Source organism: Caulobacter vibrioides (assembly GCF_002310375.3).
Taxonomy (GTDB): Bacteria; Pseudomonadota; Alphaproteobacteria; order Caulobacterales; family Caulobacteraceae; genus Caulobacter; species Caulobacter vibrioides_D.
Window position 1 is genome coordinate 2940793 of record NZ_CP023315.3, and the last position, 23740, is coordinate 2964532.

The 23740-nt window shown below is 70.7% G+C and carries 27 protein-coding genes and 6 pseudogenes; 3 read left to right on the forward strand and 30 right to left on the reverse strand.

What is annotated here, in order from left to right; translation table 11 throughout:
* Positions 1–20: 20 nt before the first annotated feature.
* A complete protein-coding gene (locus tag CA606_RS13915; RefSeq protein ID WP_096050585.1) occupies positions 21–533 on the reverse strand; it encodes a cytochrome c-type biogenesis protein in 513 nt (170 codons plus the stop codon).
* 67 nt (positions 534–600) lie between these two features.
* Positions 601–2583, reverse strand: coding sequence for a heme lyase CcmF/NrfE family subunit (locus CA606_RS13920; RefSeq protein ID WP_096050584.1), 1983 nt, complete (start codon positions 2581–2583; stop codon positions 601–603).
* 21 nt (positions 2584–2604) lie between these two features.
* Between CA606_RS13920 and CA606_RS20625 the strand changes: the two are divergent.
* Positions 2605–2727 (forward strand): annotated as a pseudogene (locus CA606_RS20625) (hypothetical protein); the annotation flags it as partial.
* Positions 2728–2737: 10 nt separating this feature from the next.
* On the opposite strand, the gene ccmE reads toward CA606_RS20625, so the two are convergent.
* The 12 genes from ccmE to CA606_RS13980 form a co-directional block, all read right to left on the reverse strand.
* The gene (gene ccmE, locus CA606_RS13925) at positions 2738–3226 is read right to left on the reverse strand and encodes a cytochrome c maturation protein CcmE (protein WP_096050583.1); all 489 of its coding nucleotides are present in this window, start codon (positions 3224–3226) and stop codon (positions 2738–2740) included.
* The gene (gene ccmI / locus CA606_RS13930; protein WP_096050582.1) at positions 3223–4332 is read right to left on the reverse strand and encodes a c-type cytochrome biogenesis protein CcmI; all 1110 of its coding nucleotides are present in this window, start codon (positions 4330–4332) and stop codon (positions 3223–3225) included. The genes ccmE and ccmI overlap by 4 nt, the downstream gene beginning before the upstream one ends.
* A 101-nt stretch (positions 4333–4433) precedes the next feature.
* The gene (locus CA606_RS13935; RefSeq protein ID WP_096050581.1) at positions 4434–5804 is read right to left on the reverse strand and encodes a hypothetical protein; all 1371 of its coding nucleotides are present in this window, start codon (positions 5802–5804) and stop codon (positions 4434–4436) included.
* Between the two features lie 159 nt (positions 5805–5963).
* Positions 5964–7361: an ATP-binding protein gene (locus CA606_RS13940; RefSeq protein ID WP_096050580.1), complete on the reverse strand. Its 1398-nt coding sequence runs from the start codon at positions 7359–7361 to the stop codon at positions 5964–5966.
* A 130-nt stretch (positions 7362–7491) separates the two neighbouring features.
* On the reverse strand, positions 7492–8169 hold the full coding sequence (locus tag CA606_RS13945) for a response regulator transcription factor (protein WP_096050579.1): 678 nt from the start codon (positions 8167–8169) through the stop codon (positions 7492–7494).
* A 15-nt stretch (positions 8170–8184) separates the two neighbouring features.
* The gene (locus CA606_RS13950; protein WP_096050578.1) at positions 8185–8502 is read right to left on the reverse strand and encodes a PepSY domain-containing protein; all 318 of its coding nucleotides are present in this window, start codon (positions 8500–8502) and stop codon (positions 8185–8187) included.
* A 128-nt stretch (positions 8503–8630) separates the two neighbouring features.
* A complete protein-coding gene (locus CA606_RS13955) occupies positions 8631–9140 on the reverse strand; it encodes a hypothetical protein (RefSeq protein WP_096050577.1) in 510 nt (169 codons plus the stop codon).
* Positions 9141–9306: 166 nt separating this feature from the next.
* Positions 9307–9585, reverse strand: a complete 279-nt coding sequence (locus CA606_RS13960) for an AbrB/MazE/SpoVT family DNA-binding domain-containing protein (protein ID WP_233282208.1) — start codon at positions 9583–9585, stop codon at positions 9307–9309.
* A 35-nt stretch (positions 9586–9620) separates the two neighbouring features.
* Positions 9621–10928, reverse strand: coding sequence for a type II toxin-antitoxin system HipA family toxin (locus CA606_RS13965; protein WP_096050575.1), 1308 nt, complete (start codon positions 10926–10928; stop codon positions 9621–9623).
* Complete coding sequence (locus tag CA606_RS13970) at positions 10925–11284, reverse strand: helix-turn-helix transcriptional regulator (RefSeq protein ID WP_096050574.1); 360 nt, start codon at positions 11282–11284, stop codon at positions 10925–10927. The genes CA606_RS13965 and CA606_RS13970 overlap by 4 nt, the downstream gene beginning before the upstream one ends.
* Positions 11285–11445: 161 nt before the next feature.
* Positions 11446–12390 carry a DnaJ C-terminal domain-containing protein gene (locus CA606_RS13975; RefSeq protein WP_096050573.1) on the reverse strand — a complete coding sequence of 315 codons (945 nt, stop codon included), beginning with the start codon at positions 12388–12390 and terminating at the stop codon, positions 11446–11448.
* A 90-nt stretch (positions 12391–12480) separates the two neighbouring features.
* Positions 12481–16188, reverse strand: coding sequence for a baseplate multidomain protein megatron (locus CA606_RS13980; protein WP_181242591.1), 3708 nt, complete (start codon positions 16186–16188; stop codon positions 12481–12483).
* Between the two features lie 61 nt (positions 16189–16249).
* Here CA606_RS13980 and CA606_RS20630 point away from each other — a divergent pair.
* Positions 16250–16361, forward strand: a pseudogene (locus CA606_RS20630) (hypothetical protein); the annotation flags it as partial.
* Here the strand turns inward: CA606_RS20630 and CA606_RS13985 are convergent.
* The 4 genes and pseudogenes from CA606_RS13985 to CA606_RS14000 all read right to left on the reverse strand — a co-directional run bounded on the left by CA606_RS13985 (position 16313) and on the right by CA606_RS14000 (position 18479).
* The gene (locus CA606_RS13985) at positions 16313–16948 is read right to left on the reverse strand and encodes an NlpC/P60 family protein (RefSeq protein WP_096053772.1); all 636 of its coding nucleotides are present in this window, start codon (positions 16946–16948) and stop codon (positions 16313–16315) included. The pseudogene CA606_RS20630 and the gene CA606_RS13985 overlap by 49 nt on opposite strands.
* A pseudogene (locus tag CA606_RS20155) lies at positions 16946–17050 on the reverse strand (hypothetical protein); the annotation flags it as partial. The pseudogene CA606_RS20155 and the gene CA606_RS13985, both read right to left, overlap by 3 nt.
* 167 nt (positions 17051–17217) lie before the next feature.
* Entirely contained in the window at positions 17218–17844 is a 627-nt protein-coding gene (locus CA606_RS13995; RefSeq protein ID WP_096050572.1) for a baseplate hub protein, read from the reverse strand.
* Complete coding sequence (locus tag CA606_RS14000) at positions 17844–18479, reverse strand: phage distal tail protein, Rcc01695 family (protein WP_096050571.1); 636 nt, start codon at positions 18477–18479, stop codon at positions 17844–17846. Before CA606_RS14000 ends, CA606_RS13995 begins: the two co-directional genes overlap by 1 nt.
* Positions 18480–18626: 147 nt before the next feature.
* Here CA606_RS14000 and CA606_RS14005 point away from each other — a divergent pair, with 147 nt between their 5' ends.
* A complete protein-coding gene (locus CA606_RS14005; RefSeq protein ID WP_181242592.1) occupies positions 18627–19091 on the forward strand; it encodes a DUF805 domain-containing protein in 465 nt (154 codons plus the stop codon).
* Positions 19092–19226: 135 nt separating this feature from the next.
* Here CA606_RS14005 and CA606_RS14010 read toward each other — a convergent pair whose 3' ends face one another.
* The 12 genes and pseudogenes from CA606_RS14010 to CA606_RS20160 all read right to left on the reverse strand — a co-directional run.
* Positions 19227–19733: a phage tail tape measure protein gene (locus CA606_RS14010; RefSeq protein ID WP_096050569.1), complete on the reverse strand. Its 507-nt coding sequence runs from the start codon at positions 19731–19733 to the stop codon at positions 19227–19229.
* The gene (locus tag CA606_RS14015) at positions 19730–19909 is read right to left on the reverse strand and encodes a phage tail assembly chaperone (protein ID WP_096050568.1); all 180 of its coding nucleotides are present in this window, start codon (positions 19907–19909) and stop codon (positions 19730–19732) included. Before CA606_RS14015 ends, CA606_RS14010 begins: the two co-directional genes overlap by 4 nt.
* On the reverse strand, positions 19906–20190 hold the full coding sequence (locus tag CA606_RS14020; protein ID WP_096050567.1) for a GTA-gp10 family protein: 285 nt from the start codon (positions 20188–20190) through the stop codon (positions 19906–19908). The genes CA606_RS14015 and CA606_RS14020 overlap by 4 nt, the downstream gene beginning before the upstream one ends.
* Before the next feature lie 14 nt (positions 20191–20204).
* Positions 20205–20326 (reverse strand): annotated as a pseudogene (locus CA606_RS14025) (peptidase); the annotation flags it as partial.
* The gene (locus CA606_RS14030; protein ID WP_096050566.1) at positions 20325–20741 is read right to left on the reverse strand and encodes a phage major tail protein, TP901-1 family; all 417 of its coding nucleotides are present in this window, start codon (positions 20739–20741) and stop codon (positions 20325–20327) included. The pseudogene CA606_RS14025 and the gene CA606_RS14030, both read right to left, overlap by 2 nt.
* A 15-nt stretch (positions 20742–20756) precedes the next feature.
* Positions 20757–21155 (reverse strand): DUF3168 domain-containing protein, encoded by a 399-nt coding sequence (locus tag CA606_RS14035; RefSeq protein ID WP_096050565.1) that lies wholly within the window; start codon positions 21153–21155, stop codon positions 20757–20759.
* The gene (locus CA606_RS14040) at positions 21152–21433 is read right to left on the reverse strand and encodes a head-tail connector protein (protein WP_096050564.1); all 282 of its coding nucleotides are present in this window, start codon (positions 21431–21433) and stop codon (positions 21152–21154) included. The genes CA606_RS14035 and CA606_RS14040 overlap by 4 nt, the downstream gene beginning before the upstream one ends.
* Positions 21434–21602: 169 nt before the next feature.
* Entirely contained in the window at positions 21603–22826 is a 1224-nt protein-coding gene (locus CA606_RS14045) for a phage major capsid protein (protein ID WP_096050563.1), read from the reverse strand.
* A gap of 18 nt (positions 22827–22844) precedes the next feature.
* Positions 22845–22954: pseudogene (locus CA606_RS20635) on the reverse strand (peptidase); the annotation flags it as partial.
* Positions 22955–23380, reverse strand: a complete 426-nt coding sequence (locus CA606_RS14050; RefSeq protein ID WP_096050562.1) for an HK97 family phage prohead protease — start codon at positions 23378–23380, stop codon at positions 22955–22957.
* Positions 23370–23621 (reverse strand): hypothetical protein, encoded by a 252-nt coding sequence (locus tag CA606_RS14055; RefSeq protein ID WP_096050561.1) that lies wholly within the window; start codon positions 23619–23621, stop codon positions 23370–23372. The genes CA606_RS14050 and CA606_RS14055 overlap by 11 nt, the downstream gene beginning before the upstream one ends.
* Positions 23621–23737 (reverse strand): annotated as a pseudogene (locus tag CA606_RS20160) (hypothetical protein); the annotation flags it as partial. The pseudogene CA606_RS20160 and the gene CA606_RS14055, both read right to left, overlap by 1 nt.
* Positions 23738–23740: the final 3 nt, after the last annotated feature.

Here is a 23740-nt window from a genome sequence, read left to right on the forward strand (position 1 = left end):
GCTATTTCGGCGCAATCGTGTCATTCGCCCTCGAGAAGGCGCCGAACGCGCTCTTCTTCGGCCTCGGTCAGGTCGGGTTCGGGCGCCGGACGGCGACGCAAGAGGCCCGCCATCAGCACGCCGCCCATCAGCAGCACCCCGATCGGCGCCAGCCACAGCACGGCGTTGCCGCCGGAAAAGCGCGGCTTGAGCAGCACGAACTCGCCATAGCGCTCGACCAGGAAGTCGCGGATTTCCGCATCGCTACGGCCCGCCTTGACCTGCTCGCGGACGATCAGCCGAAGGTCGCCGGCCAGCTGGGCCTGGGAGTCGTCGATCGACTCGTTCTGGCACACCAGGCAGCGCACTTCCTTGAACAGCGTCCGCGCCCGGGCCTCCTGGGCCTGATCGGGCAGCCGCTCAGACGGGTCGGACGCGCCGGCCATCAGGGCCAGCGAGCAGACGGCGATGGCGAGGGTTTTATAGATGCTCCCACGCGATGCGGGGGAGCTGTCGCGGAGCGACTGAGGGGGCGAACTGGAAATCTGCCGCATTAGCCCCCTCCGGCCCTCTGGGCCACCTCCCCCGCATCGCGGGGGAGGATCTTCAAATGCTCGCCCCTCACGACACCACCTCCCCGGTCCGCCGGCCCACGCCCAGGCGAACGCGGCGATCGGTCAGCGAGACGATGCCGCCGATGGCCATCAGCAGCGGGCCGAGGAAGATCAGGCGCACCCACGGGTTCACATAGGCCCGGACCAGCCAGGCCGGCTTGCCGCCCGCGCCCGCCCGGCGCTCGCCCAGCACGATATAGATGTCGTCCAGGCCCTTGGCGCAGATCGCGACCTCGGACGTGGTCTGCCCGCCCGTGGGATAGAACCGGCGCTCGGGTTCGGCGCGGCAGACCTCCGCCCCCGCCGCATTGACCACGGTCACGATCCCGCGCTCGGCCAGATAGTTCGGCCCCTCGATCGTGCCGACATCCTTGAGCGTCACGGTGTAGGCGCCCAGCGACTGGCTGTCGTTGAGACTGAGCGCCTGCGCCGCCTCGACCCGCCAGGAGGTTTCGAAAGACGCCCCCAGCACGAAGACGCCCAGGCCCGCATGGGCCAGGGTCGTGCCCCAGGCGCCGCGCGGCAGGCCGCGCGCGCGGCGGACGCTCTCGGCGGCGGGCGCGCGGAACAGCTTCAGGCGCTCGGCCATCTCCAGCAGCGCGCCGCCGACCAGCCAGAACCCGAACACCAGACCGATGCTGGCCAGGATCTTGCGCGGCTGCACCACGCCGTAGGCGACCAGGCCCAGCAGCGCGGCGATCGCCAGCACCACCCACAGCTTGCGGGCCACGCCCTTGGCGTCGCCGCGCTTCCAGGCCAGCAGCGGCCCGGCCGGCAGCACGGCGAAGGCCAGCAGCATCAGCGGGGTGAAGGTCAGGTTGAAGAAGGGCGCGCCCACCGAGACGGCCTCGCCGTCCATGGCCTCGCGGATCAGCGGATAGAGGGTGCCCAAGAGGACCACCGCCGTCGCCGTCGACAACAGGATGTTGTTGAGCACGATGGCGCTCTCGCGGCTGATCGGGCGGAACTGGCCGCCCCGGTTCAGGCTGGGCGCGCGGATCCCGAACAGCAGGAAGCCCGCGCCGGCCGCCACGCCCATCATGATCAGCAAGAGAACGCCGCGCGTCGGGTCGACGGCGAAGGCGTGGACGGAGGTCAGCACGCCCGAGCGCACCAGGAAGGCGCCCAGCATCGAGAAGGTGTAGGCCGCCAGGGCCAGGAACGCGGTCCAGCCCGGCAGGGCGCCGCGCTTTTCGGTGACGATGGCCGAGTGCAGCAAGGCCGCCCCGATCAGCCAGGGCATGAAGCTGGCGTTCTCGACCGGGTCCCACGCCCACCAGCCGCCCCAGCCCAGCTCGTAATAGGCCCAGAAGGCGCCCAGCGCGATGCCGACGGTGAGCATGCTCCAGGCCGCCAGGGTCCAGGGGCGGATCCAGCGCGCCCAGGCCGCGTCGATCCGGCCTTCAATCAGGGCCGCCATCGACAGCGAATAGACCACCGAGAACCCGACATAGCCGGCGTAGAGGAACGGCGGGTGGAAGGCCAAGGCCCAGTCCTGCAGCAGCGGGTTCAGCGACTTGCCCTCGATCGGCGCGTCCGGCAGGCGCGCCAGCGGGTTCGAGGCGAAGACGGTGTAGGCCAGGAACATCACGCCCAGCGCGCCCTGCACCGCGATGGCGTAGGCGCGCAGGCGCGGCGGCAGGCTGTCGCCAAAGACCGCCATGGCCGCGCCAAAGCCCGTCAGCACCAGGCACCACAGCAGCATCGAGCCCTCGTGGCTGCCCCAGGCGCCGGCCACCTTGAACAGCATCGGCTTGTCGGTGTGCGAGTTGGTGGCGACGTTGGTGACCGAGAAGTCCGAGGTCACGAAGGCGTAGATCAGCGCTCCGAACGACACCAGCAGGGCCACGAAGGTCGCGATCGCCGCGCCCTGACCCGCGCCCGCCAGCACCGGCGAACGCCGCGCGCCGCCCACGGCCGACAAGCCGGTCTGGGCGACCGACAGCAGCAGGGCCAGAATGAGCGCAAAGGCGCCAAGTTCGATGATCATCGCGATACTCCCCTTCTCCCCTTGCGGGAGAAGGTGGCGCGCAGCGCCGGATGAGGGGTCGCGCGAGACTCGCCGGACAGGGCTTTCAACCCCTCATCCGACCCGCTGCGCGGGCCACCTTCTCCCGCAAGGGGAGAAGGAATGAGACCAGCGATCATGGCTTTTGGCTCCCATAAGCCGGTGCGCCCGCGCCCTCGCCGCGCCACTCGCCCTGCTCCTTTAGAGCCTTGGACACCTCGCGCGGCATGTAGCGCTCGTCGTGCTTGGCCAGCACCAGCTTGGCCTCGAAGACGCCCTGCGCGTTGAAGGTCCCCTCGGCCACGATGCCCTGGCCCTCGCGGAACAGGTCGGGCAGGTCGCCGTGATAGACGACCTTGGCGGTGGCCTTCTGGTCGGCGACCACGAACTCGACATTGCCGTCCGGGTGCTTGACCACGCTGCCGTGCTGGACGAGGCCGCCCAGTTGCACCTTGCGCCCGGCGGCCACGTTGGCCTCCTGGGCCTGGGCGGGCGTGTAGAACAGCGAGATGCTGTCGCGCAGGCCATACAGCGCCAGGCCCACGGCCAGGGCCAGCACCGGCGCGATGGCCAGCAGGATGGTCAGGCGACGACGCGCCTTTCGGGATTTGGGCCAGAAACTCATCGGGTCGTCGTCTTGGCTTGAGCGGGGGTGTCGGCGGCCTGGCGCAGGGCCGACATCACCTTGGGCTGGTCCTTGAACAGGGCCGAGGCGGTGGCCAGGGCCGCGTCGCGCTTGGCGGCGTCGCCCATCACGGCGTAGGCGCGCACCAGACGCACCCAGCCGTCCGGATCGTCAGGCGACTGCTTCAGACGCTGGGCCAGCCCCTCGACCATGCCCGCAATCATGCCCTGGACCTGGGGATCGGCCTCGGCGGCGGGTTCGGCGCCCGGCAGCTTGCCCGACGCCTGCACCGCCGCGATCTCGGCGGCCAGCGACTCGCGCCCGGGCGCGTTAGGCGCAAGGCTCTGCGCCAGGCTTCGCCAGTCCGACAATCCGCCGGCGACGTCGCCCTCGGCGATGCGGGCGCGGGCCAGATAGTAGCGGGCGCGGACGTCGGCGGGATCGGCCTTCAGCGCCTGGCCAAAGGCGAGCTTGGCGTCAGGCCCGACCTGCCCCTCGGTCTGGATGACGAAGGTCTCGCCCAGCAGGCTCCAGATGTCGGCGCGCTTGGGCGCGATGCGAACAGCCTTGCGCAGCGCTTGCTCGGCGCTGGCCATGTCACCGGCGGCGGCATGGGCCTTGGCCATGAACACCAGCGGTTCGGGATCGTTGGGCCGTTCCGCGGCGACACCTTCCAGCACGGCGGCGATCTTGGCCGGCTCCAGCGTCCCCGGATCGGCGGCGCGCCAGGCGGCGACCCGCTTGGCGAAGGGCTGATCCGCAAGCCCCGGATGGCCCACGACCAGATACAGCGCCGCAGCCGAGGCGCAGGCCAGGCCCACGGCGGCGACGGCCGCCTTGCGTGGTCCGGTCCCGTCGCGGCTCCAGCTTTCGGCTTGATCGGCGGCGGCCAGCAGACCCCGGCCGGCCTCGGCCCGGGCGGCCTTCAGCTCGTCCTCGGCCAACAGGCCGTCGATGGCCAGGCGCTCGACCTCGGCCAGACGGCGGCGGTGCGGCTCCAGCCGGGTCTCGGCGTCGTCAATGGGTCGGGCGCGCGCGGCCCCGCGCAGCACCAGCCCGGCCGTCACGACCGACAGCCCCGCCGCAGCGATCCAGAAAGCGATCATGGCCGCGTGGTAGCGTGTTCCGGCCGTCACCGTTAGAGGAAAATACGCTTAAGGACGCCTATGCCCCGTCATTCTGGGGCGCCTGTCGACGGACGGGTGAACTAGGCCGCGATGGCGGCCGCCGCGCGGCGGCGGACGATCTCGGCGGTCTTGTCGTCGCGGGTGTAGGCGATGAAGCCGGCGGCGATGTCGAGATACTGGACGGCCAGACCAGCGTCGCCGCCCTCGCCCGTCCGCGCCACGTGCAGCACGTCCTCGATATAGGGGTCCAGGCGCGCGTTCAGCTTTTCCAGGGCCTTGGTCCGCGAGCTGCCATAGCCCGCCTTGTCCGCGCAGGCCCGCAGCTCGGCCACAAAGGCCAGGGCCGACTGGGCGCGACGGATCATGTCGGCGTTCGGCTCCTCGACCAGCTTGGCGACGCCGCGCGCGCCCTTCTTGGCCAGCATCGAGATCGGACGGGTCGGCAGGGCCTTTTCCAGTTCCTTCTCGGCCTGGTCCATCCGCAGTTCGCAGGCCTTGGCCATCGCCTGCTTCTGGCGCGCCAGGCGCTTGCCCCAGGGACCGTCCTTGGCGATGTCGACCGACTGCTGGATCTCGACCATCTGCAGCTGGACCTTCTGGGCGGCCTGGGCGGCCTGGCGGCCGGCCTTCTCGCCGTCGGCGAAGCTGAACGATTCGATCAGCGCGATCGTCTCGTCGATCTCGGTCAGGATGCGTTCGCCGAACTGGGAGACCTCGGACGAGGCCAGGTAGCGATCGGTCGGGCGGTCCATCACCGCGGAGATCACGCGCATGATGCGCCAGTCGTCGGGCAGATGCGCCGACAGGATGTCCAGCAGCAGCGGGCCGGCGTCCTCGCTGATCCGGCAGGCGTCGCGATAGGTCAGGCGCGCTGCGGCCGCGCGCTCCTCCGACATGCGGCTGACCCACTCCGAGAGCTTGGGCAGACATCCGCGCGTCAGGGAGGACAGCTGCAGGCACATCGCCAGTTGCTCAGGGTCGCAGAGCGAGCGCACGCTGTCGAACGCGGCGTTCTCGGGATCGCGCAGGCCCGCGGCGGCCAGCCTGCACAGCTCGTCGAACACCTCGGGCGAGCCCTGCTCGAGATCCCAGGGATTGCAGCGCGCGGACGCGTCCTCGACCCGCGCGGCGGCCACGGACTTCAGCGCACGCCACAGCCGCGACAGCACCGGCTTGGGGAAGGCGGTCTGGCCGGGCGCGCGCGTCGCGCACAGCGGCACGATCGGCGCCAGAACGTTGTTGCGCACGAAGCGATTGGCCGTCTCGTCCTCGACAAGGTCGCGCACGGCGGCCAATGCGCCCTGCCCGCCCGCGCTCGAGAGGGCCAGCTCAAGGCTGCGCAGGGCCGCATCCGGCGCGGTTTCCACCAGCGTCCGGATTATCTGCAGTTTATGCGCGGCGATGGCGGCCATGATCCCCCGTGCCGGGCCGAGACTTCCGACAAGCATCAACCATGTTGCGAACGAGGTTAAGGATTTCCGAAACGAAACAAAAATCCTGCGCCGCCACGCCCAGGCCAGCGCCCCGAAAGTTGTTGTCGACCTGAGGTTTAGCGCTCGCATAACGCGATATGCCAAGCGCGCCGCGCGACCGTGCGTCGCAGTCGTGCCCTACGAAACGGCGCGGGGAAGTTCGAGCGTGACCCGCAATCCGCCCAGCGGCGATTCACCAAGCTGAACCGACCCGCCATAGGCCCGCGCCAGCTCGTCGACGATCGACAGGCCAAGACCCGACCCCGGCGCGTTTTCGTCGAGGCGTTGCCCCCGCTTCAGCGCCTGGCCGCGCTCTTCGGGCGGCAGACCCGGGCCATCATCATCGACGGTCAAGGTCATACGCGCCTCGCCGACCGGAACAGCGTCGACGCGGATCTTGCCGCGACACCACTTGCCGGCGTTCTCCATGACGTTGCCGGCCAGCTCCATCAGGTCCTGTTTCTCGCCCTGGAAGCACAGGTCCTCCGGGCAGCGCCAGTCGATCTCGACGCCCCGTCCGTTGGCCTTGTCCTGGAAGATCCGCTCCAGGGTCACGGCCAGCTCGTCCAGGATCGGCTCGACCGGCGTGCGCTCGCCGCTGGTCTGCGAGCGGGCGGCGGCGCGGGCGCGGCGCAGGTGATGGTCGACCTGCTCGCGCATCGTCTGGGCCTGGCGGGTGACGACCTCGGCCAGTTGGCCCGGCTGCTGGCTGGCCTCGGTCAGCATCACCGACAGCGGGGTCTTCAGCGCATGCGCCAGGTTGCCGACGTGGGTGCGCTGACGCTCGACGACCTCCTGATTGTGCGCCAGCAGCGCATTGAGCTCTCCGGCCAGCGGCGCCAGTTCCTCGGGATAGGTCCCATCGACCCGCTCGGCCTTGCCCCGGCGGACGTGCGCCACCTCGCGCCGCAACTCGAACAGCGGCTTCAGGCCAAAGCGCACCTGCACCACCACCGCCAGGATCAGGCCGCCGCCCAGGATCAGCAGGGCGAAGGCGGTGATCCGCGCGAAGCGATCGGCGTCCGCATCGATCGGCGAGCGGTCCTCGGCGGCCAGGAACACCACGGGGTCGGGATAGCCCGGCAGGCGCGCCTGGATCGCTGCGGCGCGCAGCGGCTTGTCCTGCGGGCCGCGCATGTCGAAATACTGGGTCTTGCCCGGCGCGGCCTCCAGCTGGTCGATTTGGGCCGAGGACAGCATCAGGTCGCTATCGAACAGCGAGCGCGAGCGCTCGATGGCCGTCATCGCGCCGTCGGGCTGCTTGTCCAGGATCACCCAGTAGCGCCCCGAATAGACCCGCGTGGCGCGGATGTCGGTCAGGAACGGCGCGCGCAACTGGCCATTGTCGACGCTGGAGCCGGCGTAGAGATCGTCGGTCAGCACCGCCAGCGACTGGTCGAAGCGTCGGATGGCCGCGTCGCGGAACTGGGCGGTCAGGAACACGCCGGCGATCAGCACGACCAGCAGGGTCCAGATCCCGGCGATCAGGACCAGGCGGCGGACCAGCGAACGGCGGCGCAGGTCGAGAAACTTCATGAGGTCTTGATGCTGAAACCCTCGCTCTTCGACAAGCTCAGGGTGAGGGTTTGAAGCTCAGCGCCACAGTCATCCTCACCCTCTTCCGCCCCCTGGGCCTGTCGAAGGGCGAGGATAGGCCCGCAGTTCATCACGCCGCGTCTTCGCCCGGCAAGGCCGCGAGGCGATAGCCTAGGCCGCGAACGGTCTCGATCCGGTCGGCGCCTAGCTTCTTGCGCAGGCGCCCGATGAACACCTCGATGGTGTTGCTGTCGCGGTCGAAGTCCTGGTCGTACAGGTGCTCGACCAGCTCGGTGCGGCCGATCACCCGGCCCTGGTGCATCATCATGTAGTGCAGCAGGCGGTATTCCAGCGAGGTCAGGCGCAGCGGTTCGCCATTGACGCTGGCGCGGGCCGCGCGCGGGTCCAGGCGCAGCGCCCCGCACGACAGCGACGGCGCGGCATGGCCGGCCGAGCGGCGCAGCAGGGCGCGCAGGCGAGCCAGCAGCTCCTCAGTGTGGAACGGCTTGGCGAGATAATCGTCGGCGCCCGCGTCGAAGCCGGCGACCTTGTCGCTCCAGGCGCCGCGCGCGGTCAGGATCAGCACCGGCGTTGAGACATTGCCCCGCCGCCAGCGCTCCAGCACCGACACGCCGTCCACCTTGGGCAGGCCAAGATCGAGAATGACCGCGTCATAGGGCTCGTTCTCACCCAGATACTGGGCCTCCTCGCCGTCGGGCGCGTGGTCGACGGCGTAGCCGGCGTCAGCCAGGGCCAGCTTCAGCTGGCGCGTCAGGTCGGGATCGTCCTCGACGAGCAGGATGCGCATGGCGTGAAGTCCTTCTTAGCCGCCGCTGAGGATCTGGCCGGTCTGGGCGTCGACGATGAAGTCGATGCGACGGCCATCGGCCGCAGCCCAGCGAACCCGGTAGTTGCCGCCTTCGAGGCCGGCGTCCAGCACCCGGCCGGGCACCCGGCGGCCGATCATCTCGATGACCCGCGACAGCGGCACCAGGCGCCCCGACTGCACGCCGCCCCGCGCCTGGTCCTGCTGCTGACGCCAGTCGGCGCCCAGCGAGTCCGGACGGCGTTGCGCGGCGGCGACGTCCGGAAGGACGGCGGCCAACGCGGCGGCGACGATGAGGGCGCGGATCGGTTTCATGCTGACCGGTCTAAAGGACCTCGGCTGAATGGAGGCTGAACGTCCGGGTTATGAACGGCGCGCGGCGTTCTGTCACGGGTTGGCGCGTCCGGAGGCGAAAGCGCCCGCCGTTCGTCCGCTTTCCCGCCTCAGGCCCAGGCCAGCGCCCCCGGCTGCGCGGCGCCGCTCCAGCCCGCATCGCCGTCCTCGCTTTTCGTCGCCCCGCCCCCCGGACGCCGCAAGCGGCGTCCGCCCTGGCGGGCCTGTCCCGAGCGACGGACGCGCGCAACGAGCCCGCGACCGAACTGGCGCGGCAGCGCCTTGATCCGGTCGCCCAGCCCTTTCAGACGGGCGCCGTTGGCGGCCAGCGCGATCGCCGCGAACAGATCGAGGAAGGCCGCAACATCGAAGGCCATGAACCAGACCGCGACTTCAGGCAGGGCCATGCCCAGCAGGATCGCGCCCTCGATCTCGAACAGCACGACCACAACGGTGGAGACCGCCAGCAAGGCCAGCAGCAAAACCAGGCGCGCCGGGGTCAGCCCCGCCAGCCCCTTCGCCGGCCAGTCGACCAGCCACCGCCTCAGCCCCTTGCCCAGCGCCGTCTCCGGGCAACCGACAATGACCAGCAAGGCCGCGCACAGCATCAAGACGACCATGAAAGCTCCCGTCGGCCGATCGCGCCACGGTCTTCAGATGGGGCGGCGGACCGGCGGATCAACGCTGTTGAGAGGCCGCCGATCAGACATCCAGCAACGCCTTGAGCTTGGCCCGCACCGCCGCGAGCACCGCAGGCGGCGCCACGGCCTTACGCGTTGCGCGGCGTCACCAGACCTCGTTGCCGATGCGCGCGCCAAAATCGACCTCCTCAGGGAAGGTCTCCGGCTTCATGTCAGCGAGCATCACGCCAAGATCATAAGCGGAGGCGCGGATCGGCTCGATGATGATCCGGCCGTTCTCTTCGCGCACATCCACGGACTGACCGATCTCGATTGATGTCGCCGCCACAACGGTCTCCGGGATGCGGAGCCAGGCGCCGCCGCCCCGCTTTTCGATGATGACCTGCATCGCGTGAACTCCGGACGGATGAGAGCGCAGCGACATCAATCGACAAATGTCGATGCTTTTAAATCCACCGCCTACCGGATGAGCTCCAGCCGCAGCGTCGCGCCGATCTGATCCCGCCAGCGCTCGTCCACCCCGGCCGCGTCGGCGAAGGCGGGCCACCGCATCACGGCCTCCCGCACCTCCTCGAAGATCCGGCCGACGTGACCGCGACTGATCGAGGCGGTTTTCGCGCAGGCCTCCAGATCGGCGAAGTCGAACCCGTCCCGCTTGCCGTTGATCGACATCTGGTGGCGCGAGGTCCAGTCGCCGTCCGGATTGTAGCTCCAGGTGATGTCGAAGGCCGGCGACAGGCGCCAGCGCCCGGCGCGGTCCATCAGAAAGGCGATGTTCTTGACGTGGTCGTCCTGGTTTCGCGCCAGCACGTTGAAGACCATGCGCCGGAATTGCTCCTCCAGCTGCGCCATCGGCAAGCCCATCCGCCGCATCGTGAACAGGGCCTGCTCATAGGAATTGGCGACGGGATCGTTGAAATCCAGATGGGCGATGGCGGCCAGGGACTGCATGTGCAGCTTGCCGCCGCCGTCCAGCCGGTCGAAGCGCTTGCTCATGAAGTGGCGGCGACCGCCCTCCTCCAGCAGACGACTCTCGGCGACGTCGATCCCCGCCGCCGCCGCCATCTGCCCATAGGCGTGCTCGACCGCGCCATAGCCCTTGGGGTCGGCCAGTTCCTTGTCCTTGTTGCCGGAAACGCCGTCGAACTTCAGCAGCCAGTAGCCGAAGCCCTCGCCGGCCTCGACCTGGCCGGAGCGGACTTCGTTCGTGTCGGGATTCCAGGCGATCACCGCCTTGGCCCGAGCCCCGCCCGCCGAGGTGCCGACGCTCAGGATGTCGCGCAGGGCGTCGGCCTTGTCCGCATCGGCGAACGAGGCCCGCAGGTCATGGCGATGGGTCAGAACCTCCGAAGCCAGGGTCACCAGGGCGTCGATGTCGATCTTGCTGGACACCCGGCGGCGCGGCCCCGCCATCGGCGAGAACTCCAGCGCCCCCATGCCCCGGCGGCCGGTGTAGCAAAGGCGCTCGACGGCGTTGAAGCTTTCAGGGCTGCGCCCCTGCGTGGCCAGCCAGGCGTCGATCAGCACATGGCCGTACTTGTCCGGCAGGGCGTCGGCCAGCATGCCGGGCAGGCCATGGAAGCTGCGCGGCGGCAGGTCGGGAAAGCTGAACACGCCCGCCTTCAGCGGCATCATCAGCGGGGCGGGCTGGATTCCGCTGGCGAGAAAGCCCGGCTCATAGGCGAAGGCCGCCGTCTCTGCGCCATCCTCCAGCGACACCGCGCCGATGCGGCTGCCCCACAGGCGAACCTCGGCGACGGTGGTCATTTTTCATCGCCCCACACCCAAGGCGCGCCGCCGGTCTCGGCGACGCCGGACGCGCGGGCGTTGCGCACTCTTGAGCGGCGGGTCTTGGCCTGTTTCAGCAGGTCCAGCGGATTGACCGGGGTCTCGGGCAGCAGGCGCTCCAGCCCCTCCAGCCGGTCCAGGGCCCGCAGGCAGCGCACCAGATTGGTCAGCTGGGCCGAGGCGCCGTCTTCCAGGCGCTCGACGGTGCGCTTGGACACGCCGGCGGCTTCCGCCAGCTGGGCCTGGGTCAGCCGTCGCTCCACCCGCGCCGCCGCGAGACGCTGACCCATCTCGGCCAGCACCGCCTCATCGGACAGGAGAGATTCGAATTTCATAAATCGCCTCTTGTGGCGATATATGGCAACTCAAAGCCTCATATCGTCAAGTCTGTCGATATAAGAAAACGCGATTTTAGTTTCAAAATTCGCCAATTTTGACGATTTAGGGCGCGTAGTAGCTCAAAGTCGCCAGAGATGACGACTTTTAAAGCCCAATCCTACTTCCGCTTCGGTGTGTAGGGCTTCTGGGCGCGCCAGGCTTCGGCGAACTTTTCGAGGTCCTGATCGACGGTCTCGGGCAGGGTCACCACTAGGCGAGCCAGGAGATCGCCGCGCTTGCCCTTGCCGTCGGGCATGCCCCGGCCCTTCAGGCGCAGGGTCTGGCCGCTGTTGCTGCCCTTGGGCACGGCCAGCATGACATTGCCGTCGGGCGTTGGGGCCTCGACCTTGCCGCCCAGCACCGCGTCGGGGATCGAGACCGGCAGGTCCATGACCAGCGCCTCGCCCTCGCGGCGATAGATCGGGTGCGGCTTGATGGCCAACTCGATCAGGGCGTCGCCCTGGCCGCCGCGCCCCGGCGCGCCCTGGCCCTTCAGGCGCAGGGTCTGACCCTCTTGGGCGCCGGTGGGTATGGTGACGTCGATCGTGCGGCCGTCCGAGAAGGCCACCCGCTTCTTGCCGCCCTTGATGGCGTCTTCCAGGTCGATGTCGAGCCGCGCCTTGACGTCGGAGCCCTTGGCCGAGAACCCGCCGCCTGCGCCGCCGCCACTGAACGGACCGCGTCCGCCAGCGCCCGCGCTGCCGCCGAACATGCCGCCGAACAGGTCCGACAGGTCGATCTCGGGGCCTTCGTTCGAGCGATGGAAGCCGCCCTGGCCAAAGCCGCCGGCGTTGAACGGGCCGTTGCCCGGCTGGCCGCCGAAACCGCGCATGGTCTCGCGCCCGTCGGCGTCGATCTGGCCAAGGTCGAATTTCTTGCGCTTTTCGGCGTCGCCGACGATGTCGAACGCGGCGCTGACCTGCTTGAAGCGCTCTTCGGCCTTCTTATCGCCCGGGTTGGTGTCCGGGTGGAACTGCTTGGCGAGCTTGCGAAACGCCTTGCGGATCTCGTCCGCGCTGGCGGTCCGGGAAACGCCGAGTTCCTGATAGGGGTCGCGCGCCAAGGAAGGTCCTCTGAGTTAAGCGGAGGGTTGCGTAACCCCCTCCATCTAGAACGTCCAGAGCGGTGCGCAAGGGCGCATGTGGTATATTTATCACAGACTTGTGGTGACGGGCGCGCCCCAGCCGTACAGCGACGAGCCCTGAGCCACCTCCAGCCGCGCGCCAGACGACGGCGTATCGGCTGCGCGCATGGCGGCGGCGTAGGTGAAGCTGGGGGTCGTCACCTCGACCTCGCGCAGCACGGCGGCGCCGTCCAGCACCCGCACACGGTAGCGCTCGACGCCCTCGGCCAGCGGAACCTCGCCATCCCAGACATCGCCGCCGACGCGGGCGCGACGAATCCACGAGACCGACAGATCACCGCCGATCATGCGTCCCCGCAGATGCGCCGGGGCCAGAGGACGCAAGGCCCGGCCGGTCCAAACGGCGCTGATCTGCGTCATCCCCGCCCCCGACGGCGGACCACCCGCCGGGGCGGCGCGCACCGTCAGGGTCGTTCCCCGCTCGAAGGCCGCGACGCTGATCGGGACCACCGCCTCGTCCAGCAGCACCACGGCCGCGCCGGCCGGGATCACGACCGCGCTGGCGACTCCGTCGCGCTGGCCACGCAACAGGCCCGACAGTCGCCAGACGTCCGGCGCGATCAGATCGGCGGTCTGGAAGGCGATCACCTCCCAATCGCCGGACGGGGCGCGGATGGCCAGGGCGTTCTGGCCCGCCAGCACGGCGGCCAGCGGGGCGGACGACAGGCTCGCCCCCTCGATCCGCACGTCCAGGCGTGCGGACCGGTCCAGCCGGTGCGGCGAGGCGGGGGCCAGATCGGTCAAGGTCACGCCCAGCGTGGCGGGCGCGGCCAGCCGGGCGCGGACCGTCAAGGTCTCGACGCCGGCGCCCGCATGCACGTCCAGCGGCCTCCAGGGCTCGGCGGCGGCGGCGACCAGCGGCCGCGCGTCGTCGGACAGCGCGCCGTCCGACGGCAGGTCCAGCACATGGAGCACCGGCGGCGAGGCCGGCTCGCGCGGCGGCGCGGGCGTCCAGTCGATCACCGCGTCCACGCCCTGGCTGCGCAGAACAGGCGCCAGAGTGGCGCGCGGCCGCTCGTCGAGATCCAGGCGCTGGATCCGCCAAGTCTGGCCGTCCAAGGCCAGCCGGTCGCCGGCCTCAAACCGCAGGGCGGCCGAAGGCGACAGCCGCACGATGCGCAAGCGCCGCGCGGCCGCGTCGGCGTCCAGCATGCGCCGCGCCACGGCGCCGGCCTCCGCCGCCGACAGCACAATCGGCGCGTCCACATCACGCGTCCCCTCCCCCGCCTCGCGGCGGACGATCAGCGCCCCGACCTGATAGTCGCGGGCGGCGTCCAGGAACCGCAGGCGCAGGGCCTCGGCGGCGGGGGCGAGGGTCCGGGTCTCGCGCTCGGCCGGGCCGTCCTCGGGCAAGACGAGATCGTCGGGGTCCAGCGCCGCGACTGCTCGCCCCGTCCGCGACACCATCCGCACCTGGTCGCCGCGCTCGACCGGGTCCAGGGCGAACGCCTCGGTCAGGGGCGACAGCGCATCGCGCAGGCGCATCGGCCGATCAACGACATAGCCGCCCACCGCCCCGCCCGCCTCGCCGGGATCGATCGCCACCCCGGCCCGCGCCCCCAGGGCCTGGATCAGCTCGGGCAGCGGCGCGATGCCGGCCCGGCCGGTCAGCCAGTGACCCAGCAGCCAGTTACCGCCATCGCTCCACACGTCTGACCGGGCGGGAAAGTCCGGAAACGGCCGGGCGTCCCAGCACCAGGCGCTGGCCGCCTCGATCATCGGCCCGCCATACAGCGGCGAGACCGGATTGGCGGCCGGCTCGTCCAGCCAGGCCAGCACCGCCTCCAGATAGCGCCGCTGGCCAAAGTCGTCGCGCTCGCCGGTCGAATAGGGCGGCAGGAAGCTTTCCGAGCTCTTGGGGTCGATGAAGAGGTTGGGCGAATTGGAGCCCTTGTCCACCGCCGGGCAGCCGAACTCGGTCAGGCGGATGGGCTTGGAGCGCGGAACCCAGGCGGTGGGCGTCGCCGAACGCACCCCACCCGGCCGGTCGTGATGCGGGTTGCTCCACCACGACAGCAGGTCCTTGGGCCGGAACATCCAGGCCTCGCCATGGGCGCCGTCGGTGATCGGGGTGCGGACCTGGGCGTCGCGGTCGGCGCCGCCGGCGTAGTACCAGTCAAAGTCGGCCCCGCCTGTCAGCCCGGCGCGCAGATAGGCCGGATCGTGCGGCCCCGAAAAACCCGCCACCGCGTCCAGGTGATCCTCGCCGTCGCGCCAGTCGGTGACCGGCGGGTACCAGTCGACGCCGACGAAATCGAGATTGGGGTCGGCCCACAGCGGATCGAGGTGGAACACCGCATGGCCCGAGCCGTCGCGGGGCTGATGGCCGAAATACTCGCTCCAGTCGGCGGCGTAGCCGAGCTTGGTGGCGGGCCCCACCACCGCGCGGACCTCGGCGGCCAGGGTCTTCAGCTTGGTCACGGCCGGATAGCTCCCGCCCGGTCCCCTTGTGGTGGTCAGGGCGCGCAGCTCCGAGCCGATGATGAAGCCGTCCACCCCGCCCGCCTGCGCCGCCAACGCCGCCTGGTGCAGCACCATCCGGCGCAGACCCCATTCCCCGTCGAAGAAGGCCCCGACCTGCGCCGTCGCTGCGGCGGTCCCATCGGCAGAGGGCGGATCGCAGGCGATGCGGCCGCGCCACGGATAGGCCGGCTGGCCCGGCGGGGTGTCCATCAGGATGAACGGATACAGCGTCACCTTCAGGCCGCGCCGCTTCAGCTCGGCGATGGCCTGCAGCACCACCGCGTCGGCGGGCGTGCCGCCATAGGCCGGGGCGCCGTCCTTCAACGAGATCAGGTGCGCGCCGGTGCGATCGACGCCCGCGACGCTCCAGGTCAAGGGCAAGGTGTCCTTGGCCGCGCCCTCGACGCCCGGCTTGATCTGGCACTGACCGCAGCGGAGATCCGTGCCGAACCAGGCGACGACCAGGGTGACATGATCGACGTTGGGCAACTGCGCCTGCAGCTGGTCCAGCGCCACCATCAGGTCGGGACGGCCTTCAGCGTTATGCACGCTCTCGCTGGCGGTGCGGGTCAGACCCTCGCGGCGCAGCACCGCTTGGGTCGCATAGACAAACTCGCCCGCGCCGGGGATCAGGCAAACGCCCTTCAGCCGTTCCTCCAGCCCCACCGTCCCCGGCGCGCGCGGCCGGCGGAAGACCTCGAACGACAGCTGCGGCGGGCGGTTGCCGAACGGCTCCAGCGGCAGATCCTCGAACACCACATAGGCCACGCCGCGATAGGCCGGGGCCTGCCCCTCGATGGCGGCGATCAGCGGATCGGGCGCCTGGTCCTCGGTTCCCAGATGCACGCGCATCGTCACGCCCGACAGGTCCATGACCCGGCCGTCGGCCCAGACCCGGCCGATCCCGTCGATCGGCCCCTCGGCCACGGCGACGGCGAACGACAGGCTGTAGGCGTAGGCGCTCGTCTTCTGACCCTTGGAGCCGCCCACCCGGCCCTCGACCCGCTTCTCGCGAAACCGCGCCGCCCAGATCACCTGACCGCCGACCCGCGCGCGGCCGAACACGCACGGCAGCGCCGCGCCGTCGGCGGCGCCGGTCAGGCGCAGCTCAGGAATGCGCGGCCCGACCTGACGCGCCGGCGACAGGGCGCTGATCGCCGCCTGATCGATCAAACCGCCGACGACGGCGCCGGCCACGGCCCCGATGGGACCGCCGAGGGCCGAGCCGACGCTGGAGAGGATCACCTGGGCCATATGAGCATTTCTCCTCCGATTTCCCCGGCGAAGGCCGAGGAGGTCGAGCGTTTGCCTCGGTGCGTCCTTCGAGGCTCGCCTGCGGCTCGCACCTCAGGATGAGGAGGCTTTTTTGCTGAACACCTCATCCTGAGGTGCGCGCTCCTGAGCGCGCCTCGAAGGACGCAGGGCGGCAAGACGCAGTCGGGTGTTGGGTGGGGAAAGGGGGAAACCGAAACGCCGCCACGCAGCGCTCCAGCCACCAGCGGCCGAGCGCGCTCTCGACGCAGGCCCGGCCCCAATAGGCGTGGATGATGCGGTCCGGCGCGGCCTTTATCGCGCAGTGCTTGGCGGCCGCGCCGGGGGCCATGCGGAAGACGAGCACGTCGCCGGGCTGCGCTTGCGACAGCGGGATCGCCACCAACCAGCGCCCGAACGCCGCCAGCAGCGGCTCGCCGACGCCGATCTCGGCCCAGTCGGGACGATAGGGCGGCGGCGCCTCGGGCTCCTCGCCATACAGCCCCCGCCAGACGCCGCGGATGAGGCCGAGGCAGTCGCACCCCGCGCCGAGCGTCGAGGCCTGGTGGCGGTAGGGGGTGCCGAGCCAGAGGCGGGTTTGGGCGACAACCAAATCCTCCCCCCAGCGGGGGAGGTGTCGGCCCGTAGGGACGACGGAGGGGGAAGAGGCCGGGCCAGGAGACCTTCCCCCTCCGGCCTTCGGCCACCTCCCCCGCTGGGGGGAGGATTTTGGACAGGCGTCCGCCGATTCACTGAGAACAATCCTCCCCCTCGCGGGGGAGGTGTCGGCGGAGCCGACGGAGGGGGAAGAGGCGGGGCCAGGAGAACCTCCCCCTCCGGCCTTCGGCCACCTCCCCCTCTGGGGGGAGGATTTTGGACAGGCGTCCGCCGATTCACTGAGAACAATACTCCCCCTCGCGGGGGAGGTGTCGGCGCAGCCGACGGAGGGGGAAGAGGCGGGGCCCGGAGAACCTCCCCCTCCGGCCTTCGGCCACCTCCCCCTCTCGGGGGAGGGTTGCGCGCGCCCGCCGCTCACCGCCGCCCGCCGTCGTTGCGTTCGCCCTCGACGGGGTAGAGCGTCAAAAAATCCTCGCCGGGCGACGTCGGAAAACCTCGGAAGTTCACGCCGTTGCCGAACACCCCGACACAGGTGGCCCAGCGCTTGTCGCAGGTCGCGCCCGGCGCGGGCGTGATCCCGCAGCGGACATCGCCCAGGCGCGCGTCGCACAGGCGGGTGAAGGTGCGGCCCGCCACCCGCTCCAGCGCCGCCAGCGGCCCCGCGAGCGTGGCGGTGAAGGCCTCGCCCTCGCGGGTGACCGAGGCGACGGTGGCGGCCCACAGCGACACGCGGCGCGAGGGGGCGCTCCAGTCCACGCGCAGGGCCTCCACGCGCGCGCCGTCATAGAGACCGTTGACCAGGTCAGCCGGCGTGATCCCCGCATCGTCCAGCACGCCCAGCACCGCGCTCTGCCCCGGCGCATAGCCGGCGGCGCTGTCGGCCGCGCCAGGGCTCCAGCCGCCGCCGGCCCGGCAGGTCACGCCGTCGACGACGAGATCTTGGTCATGGTCGGTGAAACCCAGCCGGGTTCCGTCGGCGCGGGTCAGGATCCAGGCGTGGCACAGGCGGGCCTCGTCCAGCCCCTCGGGCAAGGCGCGCATCAGACCAGCACCTCGACCAGCGAGCAGGCGGTGACGCGGGCGGCGGCGAAGCCCTCAAGCGTCACGTCCAGCCGGTCGAGGTCGAACCGCACCGGCGTGTCGAACGCAAAACCCGCCGTCACCGCCGCCCCGGCCGCCGGCGCGGTGTTCAGGGTGACAAGGCCCGTCGTGACGTCCACGGCGAAGGCGCCCGGCGCCAAGGCGACGCCCGCCACCGCCACCGTCACCGTGCCGGCGACCGGCTTGGCGATGGTGCGGACCACCGCCTCGCCGCCCGCGCCATAGGTCTTGCGCAGTTGAAAGGCCTTGCGCGCGCCGTCGCCGGTCCCGATCGCCTGGTCGCCCGCCGCCGGCTGGACCGACGGCGCGCACGACTTGCAATCGGCCGGATCGCGGAAGCGAAAGCCGTGAAGACGCCCCCGCCGTGCCTCGAAGAAGGCGACCAACTCGGCGATCTCGTCCAAGGGGCGCGGGGCGGTGGCGATCAGATAGCGGCGGCGGCTCTGGGCCCAGGGGCTGGTGCGCCGCTCGTGGCCCGAGGCCAGGCTCACCACGTCGGTCCGCCGCTCGACGCCGCCGGTGCAGCCGAACGCCAAGCGCGCAGGCAGGCGCGCCTCATGGAACTCGCTCATCAAGCGATCCTTCTGGAAAGTCGTGAAAAGGTTTGCGGAAAAGCGGAGCCGTTCGCGGCCGAACCCATTAAGACGACGTCATGACCCGCTTTTCACTTCATGCGCGGGCGATCGGTCCCTAGGTTAGGGATCGAGATTGGAGACCAAGAGATGGATTGGAAGACCCTGTTCCTGTCGCCTGAGGGCCGCATCGGCCGGCAGTCGTTTTGGATCGGCTGGCTCGTCCTGTTGGGCGTCAACGTCGTGGCCGGCTGGATCCCGTTCATCGGCTGGGCCCTGTCGTTGGCCAGCGTCTACGCCAGCGTCTGCATCCACTCCAAGCGCCTGCACGACATGGGTCAAACGGGCTGGTGGCAGGTCCTGCCCTGGGTGCTGGGCCCGGTGCTGGTGTTCGGCGCCGCCATTTCGGTCGGCGTGATGCCCGCCATCGCCGCCTTGACCAACGGCGAGCCCGAAGTGTCGGCCCTGACCGCCCTGGTCGGCCTGTTCGTGTCGATCTTCATCGCCTTCGCCGTCTGGCTGGCCTTTACGCTGTGGGTCGGCTGCAGCCTGGGCCAACCGCGCGAGAACAAGTACGGCGCGCCGCCGATCAACCCGATGGCGGTGACGGTTTAGAGTGTTGCGACCTCCCTTCCCCCTTGATGGGGGAAGGGTTGGGGATGGGGGTGATCACCCACGCCAGACACTCGCGCGGCGTCGAACGCTGAAGTCACCCCCACCCTGCCCTCCCCCATCAAGGGGGAGGGATTTTTATAGCCCCCGCGCCCCCAAACTCACCGCCCGCGCCAGGGCCTGGGCGAGCTGGGCGTCGGAGCGGATCAGGCCCGAGGCCTCGCCGCCCTGGACATTGATCGTCACCGACACGCCGCTGCTTCCCACGGGCTCGATGCTCCCCGCCGAGGCGGGGCGAAACAGCTCCGGCCCGCGCTCGCCGACCAGATAGGCCCCGCCGGGCAGCACCTGTCCGCCGTCAGCGCGGGCGCCGGCGAAGGTCTTGGTCAGAGCCTCGCCCAGCCCGCCGCCCTTCAGCGCCGCGCCGGCCGCGCCCAGCACCGCGCGCGCCAGCTCGGCCAGCGACACCTCGCCGTCCGAGGCCGCGCGGGCCAGGGAGCGCACCAGAGAGGCGCCGGCCCGAGCGAAGGCTTCGTCGATCGAGCGCGCGGCGCGTTCGGCGGGGGCCTTCAGGCTCTCCAGCGCAGCGGCCGCCTCAGCGGCGCGGGCGGGTACGGCGGACAAGCCGTCCTGGTCGAAACTCATGGTGCGGTCTCCTCGTCGGGATAGCGGGCGATCAGGTCTTTCAGGCCCGCGCGGTTGAGGCACGGCGCGTCCGGCCCCTGCGTCAGCGCCCGCCACTCCGTCAGCGACAGGCGCCAGAAGGCCTCGGGCGGCAGGCCCAGCGACAGGGCCAGGCGCAGCGGCGCGGCCCAGCTCATGCGCAGGCGGCCAAGGCGGCGGCCAGAGCGCTGGCCGCCTCAGGCACGGTGGCGCGCGCGGCGATCTCAGCAGGCTCGCCGCCGCCGTCCAGCAGCGCGGCCAGGATGGCGGACAGCTCGCCGGCGCTGAGCGTGGCGATGCGGTCGGGCAGCTGCGACCAGTCGGCGAGGTTCAGCGCCGCCTCGATGCGGGCCAAGGCGCCGAGCGTCAGACACAGCCGACGCGGCGCGCCGGCCAGGGTCACGATGACCTCGCCGCGGGCGGGGTTGGGGGGGAGCATGGGAGTCACTTTCACAAATCCTCCCCCCAGCGGGGGAGGTGTCGGACCGCAGGGACGACGGAGGGGGAAGAGGCCGGGCCAGGAGAACTTCCCCCTCCGGCCCTTCGGGCCACCTCCCCCTCTGGGGGGAGGATCTACAGCGCCGTAAAGCTCACCGCCCCGGCGCTGGCCAGGCTCAGCGCGAACACCGCCTCGCCGTCGTGTTCGCCGGCATATTCCAGGGCCGCGACGATGAACGCCCCTTCCAGCTGGCCAAAGTCGGGGATGATCAGCCGCCAGACGCGGGCCGACTGGTCGAAGAAGCTGGTGCGCGCCTGGGCGTCGGAGGCCGCGTCGCGGAACACGCCCGAGCCCGACACGGCCACCGACTTGACCCCCGCCCCGGCTAGCAGTTCGCGCCAGCGGCCGGTGCTGTCGCTGTCGGTGATGTCCAGGGTCCGGGCGTTGAGGCTGATCGTGCGGACGCGCAGGCCCGCCACGGTGTGGAAGGTGGGCGTCGGCGCCCCGTCGCTGATCTTCAGCAGCATGTCCTTGCCGGCTTGGGCGGCCATGGGAGGCTCCTTGTTCTAGAGGGTTTCGGTCACCGCCCGCACGCGGACGATCCCGAGGGTGGTTTCGCGATCGGCGCCGGCGAAGACGTCGGCATAGGGCACGCGCAGGTTCACCAGGCGCCGGCCGACCAGGGCGGGCCGGGCGTCGTGCAGGGCCGCGCGGACGGCGGCGACCAGGGCGCGGGCCTCTTCGGGGCCGCCGAAGCGGCTGGCGCAGGTCAGGGTCAGCAGGTGCTCGATCCCCTCCCCGCCGACCCCGCCGACCGCCCGGCCCTCGGCGCGGGTGACGACGATGCAGGGATAGGTCGGCAGGCGGGGGCTGGCGCCATAGATCCGCTGGCCGGCGAGGACGGTGACGGCGGGCGCGGCCTTGAGCGTCGCGACCAGGGCGTCGATCAGGGGCTTGTCGCTCACAGCCTGGCCTTTCGGTAGGGGGTCAGCCACGGCTCGACCAGCGCCAGCGACGGCTCGCCGGTGTCTCCCAAAGACGAGCGATGCTCGTAGGCGTGGGCGGCCAGGATCAGCACCGACAGGCGCAGCGGCGCGGGGCTCGCGGCGGTCAGGGCGAGGCCGGCGGCGCTGGCCACCCGCACCTCGGCGGCGTCGATCAGCAGGGTCAGCAGCGCGTCTTCCGAAGCGTCGGACACGCGCAGGAACGCCCTGGCCTCGGCCAGGGTGAGGGCTTGGGGCATGGGGGGATGTCCTTGAAAAGAGCGCCCCCTCCGTCACGGCGCGAAATCGCGCCGCGCCACCTCCCCCGCTACGCGAGGGAGGATGGGGGACGTTTCATCCTCCCCCGAGAAACGGGGGAGGTGGATCGCCGCGAATACGCGGCGAGACTGAGGGGGCGCTAAGGCCGACCTAGCTCGCCGCGAACTTCAGCAGCTTCACCGCGTCAAAGTTCTGCACGCCGCCGCCGACGCGCTTGGTGGTGTAGAACAAGACGTGCGGCTTGGCCGAATAGGGGTCGCGCAGCACCCGCACCCCGGCGCGGTCGACGATCAGATAGCCCTTCTCGAAGTCGCCGAACGCCACGGCCAGGGCGTTGGCGGCCACGTCGGGCATGGCCTCGATCTCGGTGACCGGGAAGCCCAGCAGGCTCGCCGACTGCCCCGGCTGCAGCGCCGCGTTCCAGATGTAGTTGCCTTGGGCGTCCTTGAACTTGCGTACGGCGCTGACCGTGCGGCGGTTCATCACGAAGCGGCCGTTCTGGCGGTACTGGGTCTTGGTGGCGTAGATCAGGTCGATCAGCTTGTCGGTCGGGTTCGACGCCGTCCAACCGCCGGCGACGCCGGTCGCCAGATAGCCGAGCTGGCCCCAGGTGTAGCTGGCCTCCGGCGCGGCGGTGTAGGCCAGGAGGCCCTTGGGCTTGTTGACCCCGTCGCCGGTGACAAAGGCCGTGGTCTCCTGGGCGGCGAAGGCGTCCTGCACTTCCTCGGCCAGCCACTCGTCGATGCTGACATAGGCGTCGTCCAGCAGGGCCTGGGTGGCGGCCGGGCTGGCGTAGAGCTCGCCGGCCGGGAAGTCGATGACGTCGAGCGTAGGCGCCGTGGTCTCGGGCCGCGCGGCGGTCTCGGCCACCCAGGCGGCGGCCAGACCCGTGGGCGACACCGGCTTGCGGAAGGTTCCCGCGCCGATGGTCCGCACCTGGCAGATCTCGCGCATCGGGCTGGTGGCGGCCAGACGTCGCAGGATCAGCCGCTCCAGCTCCGGCGGGGCGACATAGCCGCCGGCCGTGGCGACGCCCTCCGACAGACCCTTGGCTTCCAGCAAGGCCGCCGGGGTCTCGCCGGTCTTCACATAGCGGTCGAAGGCGGCCTTGCGCTCGTCGACATGCGCCACCGGCGCCTCGCCGCTGAGGGCCGGGCGACGCAGGTCGGCCATGATGCGGTCGAGGCGATCCTGGGCGCGGCTGACCGCCTCGTCGATGCGGCCGACCTTTTCTTCCAGCAGCACATCGGCCCGCTTGGTCTCGATGGCGGCCAGGCGCGCGTCGTTGGCGGCCTTGAAGCTCTCGAACGCCGACAAGACATCAGCCAGCGCCGCGCGGGCCTCGGGCGAGGCCGCGTGTTTGGTTTCCTTCATGGGGATCTCCGGAGATGAAAGAAAATCCTCCCCCCAGCGGGGGAGGTGTCGGCCCGCAGGGACGACGGAGGGGGAAGAAGCCGAGCCAGGACAACATCCCCCTCCGGCCCTGCGGGCCACCTCCCCCGCTAGGGGGAGGATCTTGAGAGCCGCGCCCAACTCAGGCGGGCTTGGGGCAGCATCGGAAAAGTCACGATCGACACCTCCCAGAGCTCGACGCGGGACAGCACCCGCAGGCGGCCTTGCGTGCGCGCCTTCACCTGGCGAAAGCCGATCGACAGGCCATCCAGCGCCCCGGCCTCGACCAGGGCGGCGACCAAGGTCCCGCGCGGGGTGGTCCGCAAAATCCGGCCGCGCACGAACAGCCCCTTGGCGTCTTCGACCACCGCGTCCCAGACGCCGATCGGCTCGGCCTCGTCATGCTGGTGCAGCATCATCACGGGCGCGCCGGCCGCCAGGCTCTCGGCGAAGGCCCCGGCGGCGGTGACGTCGTCATTGAGGTCGCGGGTCCAGAACAGCGAGGCGTAGCCCTCGATCTTCAGCTCATCCGTCATGGCCGCGCTCCAGTCGGGCCTCGATGCGGATCAGGCTCTGGCGAGCGGCCTCGGCCTGGGCTTCCAGGCGGGCCAGGCGCTCGGCGACCGGGGCCTGGGCTTCGAGCCGGCGCTGCATCTCGTCGATCCGCGCGGCGGCCTTGCCGGCCCACAGCAGCGCGGCGGCCGCCTGCAGGAACACGGTGACCAGCACAGCGGCCGACACCTGGCGGTCCAGCCGCCAGCGGGTGGGTTGGGTCATGGGAATCTCCAAATCCTCCCCCCAGCGGGGGAGGTGTCCGCGAAGCGGACGGAGGGGGAAGAAACAGGCTCCGCAGCACGCCCCCCTCCGGCCTTCGGCCGCCTCCCCCACGGGGGGAG